This window comes from Arenibacter arenosicollis (assembly GCF_014397245.1).
GTDB classification, from domain to species: Bacteria; Bacteroidota; Bacteroidia; order Flavobacteriales; family Flavobacteriaceae; genus Arenibacter; species Arenibacter arenosicollis.
The window spans coordinates 1-6,263 of the sequence record NZ_JACLHY010000049.1; the positions used below are offsets into that span (position 1 = coordinate 1).

Genomic DNA, 6,263 nt, shown 5'->3' on the forward strand with positions numbered 1-6,263 from the left:
GAGCTCAAGGTATTCAAGGTGTAACTGGTGCGACCGGAGCCAAAGGCGACCAGGGCGTCAAAGGAGATACCGGAGCTACTGGAGCTGACGGAAAAGATGGCGTAGATGGAAATGACGGTGCTAAAGGCGATACTGGAGCAACCGGAGCTGATGGAGCAAAAGGAGATAAGGGTGATCAGGGAATCCAAGGGGAAACCGGAGCTCAAGGTCTAAAAGGAGATACAGGTAATACCGGAGCAAAAGGAGATACTGGTGCAACAGGTGAAACTGGTGCTCAGGGTATTCAGGGTGCAAAAGGAGATACTGGTGCCACAGGCGCTGACGGAAAAGATGGCGTAGATGGAAATGACGGTGCTAAAGGTGATACTGGAGCAACAGGTGAAACTGGAGCTAAAGGTGATATTGGAGCAACTGGAGTCAATGGAGCTAAAGGAGACAAAGGTGATAAGGGTGATCAGGGAATCCAAGGTGAAACTGGAGCACAAGGTATCCAAGGTGTAAAAGGAGATACTGGAGCCGACGGAGTTAAGGGTGATACCGGTGCTACAGGTGCCGACGGTAAAGACGGAATTGATGGAAATGACGGAGCGAAGGGTGATACCGGTGCGACAGGTGAAAAAGGTGACACTGGTGCTAAAGGTGACCAAGGTGAAAAAGGAGATACTGGTGCGACCGGTGAAACTGGAGCACAAGGAATTCAAGGTGTAAAAGGAGTTACAGGTAATACTGGAGCCACAGGTGCAACTGGTGAGACCGGAGCTACTGGTGCTGACGGGAAAGACGGGATTGATGGAAATGATGGTGCTAAGGGTGACACTGGAGCAACTGGTGTAACTGGAGCAACTGGAGCAACTGGAGCCGACGGTGCAAAAGGTAATACCGGAGCTACTGGTGGCACAGGTGAAACTGGAGCACAAGGAATACAAGGTGTAACCGGAGCAACAGGTGCCACAGGTGACAAAGGGGATACAGGAGCCACAGGTGCTCAAGGAATCCAAGGTGAAACCGGAGCAACTGGTGCGACAGGTGACAAAGGCGATACAGGAGCAACTGGTGCTGACGGAGAAAAAGGAGATACAGGAGCAACTGGGGCAACTGGTGCCCAAGGAATACAAGGTGTAACCGGAGCCGATGGAGACAAAGGAGATACTGGAGCCAAAGGAGATACAGGTGAAAAAGGAGATACTGGTGCGACAGGTGAAACTGGAGCAACTGGCGCTACAGGTGAAAAAGGTGACCAAGGTGAAAAAGGAGATACTGGTGCAACTGGTGCTGACGGTAAAGATGGAAATGACGGAGCTAAGGGTGATACTGGAGCAACTGGGGCCGACGGTAAAGACGGAATAGACGGAATTGATGGTGCTAAGGGTGATACTGGAGCAACCGGAGCTGATGGAGCCAAAGGAGATACGGGTGCCACAGGTGAAACTGGAGCAAAAGGTGACAAAGGAGATACTGGAGTCACAGGTGAAACCGGAGCTCAAGGTATTCAAGGTGACACTGGTGCGACCGGAGCCAAAGGCGACCAGGGCGTCAAAGGAGATACAGGTAATACTGGAGCCACAGGTGCAACTGGTGAGACCGGGGCCAAGGGTGACCAAGGAATACAAGGTGATACTGGAGCTCAAGGTATCCAAGGCGTAACTGGTGCGACAGGTGATAAAGGCGATACAGGAGCAACTGGGGCAACTGGTGCCCAAGGAATACAAGGTGTAACCGGAGCAGATGGAGCTAAAGGCGATACTGGTGCTACAGGTGACAAAGGAGATAGAGGTTCCCAAGGTATACAAGGTGCAACTGGAAACACTGGAGCAACCGGAGCCAAAGGCGACCAGGGCGTCAAAGGAGATACTGGAGCAACTGGCGCTGATGGTGTTAAAGGTGATACCGGAGCAACTGGTGCCACAGGTGAAACTGGAGCACAAGGAATTCAAGGTGTAAAAGGAGATACTGGAGCCGACGGAGCTAAGGGTGATACCGGTGCTACAGGTGCCGACGGTAAAGACGGAATTGATGGTGCTAAAGGCGATACTGGAGCAACCGGAGCTGATGGAGCAAAAGGAGATAAGGGTGATCAGGGAATCCAAGGAGAAACCGGAGCTCAAGGTCTAAAAGGAGATACAGGTAATACTGGAGCCACAGGTGCAACTGGTGAGACCGGAGCTACTGGTGCTGACGGGAAAGACGGAATTGATGGAAATGATGGTGCTAAGGGTGACACTGGAGCAACTGGTGTAACTGGAGCAGATGGCGCTAAAGGAGACACTGGTGCAACCGGAGCCACAGGTGCAACTGGCGATACTGGAGCTAAAGGTGATATTGGAGCAACTGGAGCCGATGGAGACAAAGGTGATAAGGGTGATCAGGGAATCCAAGGTGTAAAAGGAGATACTGGTGCTACAGGTGAAAAAGGAGATACCGGTGCAACTGGTGAGACCGGGGCCAAGGGTGACCAAGGAATACAAGGTGAAAAAGGTGACCAAGGAATCCAAGGTGAAACCGGAGCAACTGGTGCGACAGGTGACAAAGGCGATACAGGAGCAACTGGTGCTGACGGAGAAAAAGGAGATACAGGAGCAACTGGGGCAACTGGTGCCCAAGGAATACAAGGTGTAACCGGAGCCGATGGAGACAAAGGAGATACTGGAGCCAAAGGAGATACAGGTTCCCAAGGTATACAAGGTGCAACTGGAAGCACTGGAGCAACCGGAGCTAAAGGTGATACAGGAGCAACTGGTGCTGACGGAGAAAAAGGAGATACAGGAGCAACTGGGGCAACTGGTGCAACTGGTGAGACCGGGGCCAAGGGTGACCAAGGAATCCAAGGTGAAACCGGAGCAACTGGTGCGACAGGTGACAAAGGCGATACAGGAGCAACTGGTGCTGACGGAGAAAAAGGAAATACAGGAGCAACTGGGGCAACTGGTGCCCAAGGAATACAAGGTGTAACCGGAGCCGATGGTAAAGACGGAATTGATGGAAATGACGGTGCTAAGGGTGATACTGGTGCGACAGGTGAAACTGGAGCCAAAGGCGATCAGGGAATCCAGGGTGAAACCGGAGCAACTGGCGCTACAGGTGAAAAAGGTGACCAAGGTGAAAAAGGTGAAAAAGGAGATACTGGTGCGACAGGTGAAAATGGAGCACAAGGAATTCAAGGTGTAACCGGAGCAACAGGTGCCACAGGTGAAACTGGAGCACAAGGTATTCAAGGTGTAACTGGTGCGGACGGTAAAGACGGAATTGATGGCGCTAAAGGCGATACTGGAGCAACCGGGGCTGACGGAAAAGATGGAATTGATGGAAATGATGGTGCTAAAGGTGATACTGGTGCAACCGGTGCTACTGGTGAAACTGGAGCCAAAGGAGATACAGGTAATACTGGAGCCACAGGTGCAACTGGTGATACCGGTGCTACAGGTGCAGACGGAGCTAAAGGTAATACCGGAGCTACTGGTGCCAAGGGTGACACTGGTGCACAAGGAATACAAGGTGTAACCGGAGCAACAGGTGCCACAGGTGCAACTGGAGCCAAAGGCGATCAGGGAATCCAGGGTGAAACCGGAGCAACTGGCGCCAATGGTAATGATGGAAATGACGGTGCTAAGGGTGATACTGGTGCTACAGGTGAAACTGGAGCAAAAGGTGACAAAGGAGATACTGGTGCCACAGGCGCTGACGGAAAAGATGGCGTAGATGGAAATGACGGTGCTAAAGGTGATACAGGTGCTACAGGTGAAACTGGTGCTAAAGGTGATACAGGTGCTACAGGTGAAACTGGTGCTAAAGGAGACAAAGGAGATACTGGTGCCACAGGTGAAACTGGTGCTCAGGGTATTCAAGGTGCAAAAGGTGATACCGGAGCCACAGGTTCTACCGGTGCAGACGGAATAGACGGAATTGATGGCGCTAAAGGCGATACTGGAGCAACCGGGGCTGACGGAAAAGATGGAATTGATGGAAATGACGGTGCTAAAGGTGATACTGGTGCAACCGGGGCTGACGGAAAAGATGGAATTGATGGAAATGACGGTGCTAAAGGTGATACTGGTGCAACCGGGGCTGACGGAGCAAAAGGTGATAAGGGTGATCAGGGAATCCAAGGTGAAACCGGAGCTACTGGTGCAACAGGTGAAACCGGAGCTACTGGTGCAACAGGTGAAACCGGAGCTACTGGTGCCACAGGTGAAACTGGAGCTCAAGGTATCCAAGGTGTAACTGGTGCGACCGGAGCCAAAGGCGATCAGGGCGTCAAAGGAGATACTGGCGCAACCGGTGCTGACGGGAAAGACGGAATTGATGGAAATGACGGGGCTAAAGGAGATACTGGTGCACAAGGAATACAAGGTGTAACTGGTGCGACCGGAGCCAAAGGCGACCAGGGCGTCAAAGGAGATACTGGTGCGACAGGTGAAACTGGAGCACAAGGAATTCAAGGTGTAAAAGGAGATACAGGTAATACTGGAGCCACAGGTGCAACTGGTGAGACCGGAGCTACTGGTGCTGACGGAGCTAAAGGAGATACAGGTGCCGACGGTGCCAAGGGTGACACTGGTGCACAAGGTATTCAAGGTGTAACTGGTGCGACCGGAGCCAAAGGCGACCAGGGCGTCAAAGGAGATACTGGAGCCGACGGAGTTAAGGGTGATACCGGTGCTACAGGTGCCGACGGTAAAGACGGAATTGATGGTGCTAAAGGCGATACTGGAGCAACCGGAGCTGATGGAGCAAAAGGAGATAAGGGTGATCAGGGAATCCAAGGAGAAACCGGAGCTCAAGGTCTAAAAGGAGATACAGGTAATACCGGAGCAAAAGGAGATACTGGTGCAACAGGTGAAACTGGTGCTCAGGGTATTCAGGGTGCAAAAGGTGACACTGGTGCGACCGGAGCCAAAGGCGACCAGGGCGTCAAAGGAGACAAAGGAGATACAGGTGCTACAGGTGAAACTGGAGCAACTGGCGCTACAGGTGAAAAAGGTGACCAAGGTGAAAAAGGAGATACTGGTGCGACAGGTGAAAATGGAGCACAAGGAATTCAAGGTGTAAAAGGAGATACAGGTAATACTGGAGCCACAGGTGCAACTGGTGAGACCGGGGCCAAGGGTGACCAAGGAATACAAGGTGAAAAAGGTGACCAAGGTGAAACCGGAGCAACTGGTGCAACAGGAGAAAAAGGTGACACTGGTGCACAAGGAATACAAGGTGATACTGGAGCTCAAGGTATCCAAGGCGTAACTGGTGCGACAGGTGAAACTGGTGCTCAGGGTATTCAGGGTGCAAAAGGTGATAAAGGAGATACAGGTAATACTGGAGCCACAGGTGCAACTGGTGAGACCGGTGCCAAAGGCGACCAGGGCGTCAAAGGAGATACTGGTGCAACTGGAGCCGACGGTGTTAAAGGTAATACCGGAGCAACAGGTGCGACAGGTGAAACTGGAGCACAAGGAATTCAAGGTGTAACTGGTGCGACCGGAGCCAAAGGCGACCAGGGCGTCAAAGGAGATACAGGTAATACTGGAGCAACCGGTGCTGACGGGAAAGACGGAATTGATGGCGCTAAAGGCGATACTGGAGCAACTGGTGCTGACGGGAAAGACGGAATTGATGGAAATGATGGTGCTAAAGGAGATACTGGTGCCACAGGTGAAACTGGAGCTCAAGGTATCCAAGGTGTAAAAGGAGATACTGGAGTCGACGGTGCTAAAGGTGATACCGGAGCAACAGGTGCTGACGGAGCAAAAGGAGATACAGGTGCAACTGGTGAAACCGGAGCACAAGGTATTCAAGGTGTAACTGGTGCGACCGGAGCCAAAGGCGACCAGGGCGTCAAAGGAGATATTGGAGCAACTGGTGCCGATGGTAATAATGGAAATGACGGTGCTAAGGGGGATACTGGGGCAACAGGCGCTGACGGAGCCAAAGGTGATAAGGGTGATCAAGGAATCCAAGGAGAAACCGGAGCTCAAGGTGTAAAAGGAGATACAGGTAATACCGGAGCCACAGGTGCAACCGGGGTTACTGGTGAAACTGGAGCAACTGGAGCAACTGGAGCGACAGGTGACAAAGGAGATAAGGGTGACACTGGTGCACAAGGAATACAAGGTGTAACCGGAGCAACAGGTGAAACTGGGGCAAAAGGCGCTGACGGAGCCAAAGGTGATAAGGGTGATCAAGGAATCCAAGGAGAAACCGGAGCTCAAGGTGTAAAAGGAGATACAGGTAATACCGGAGCCACAGGTGCAACCGGGGTTACTGGTGAAACT

Annotated in this window: 1 protein-coding gene; it reads left to right on the forward strand. The window is 52.1% G+C overall.

The window, feature by feature from the left end; all coding sequences use genetic code 11:
• Nucleotides 1-6,263: hypothetical protein (locus H4O18_RS21730; RefSeq protein ID WP_222942502.1), on the forward strand; the 6,263-nt coding region annotated here is incomplete at both ends.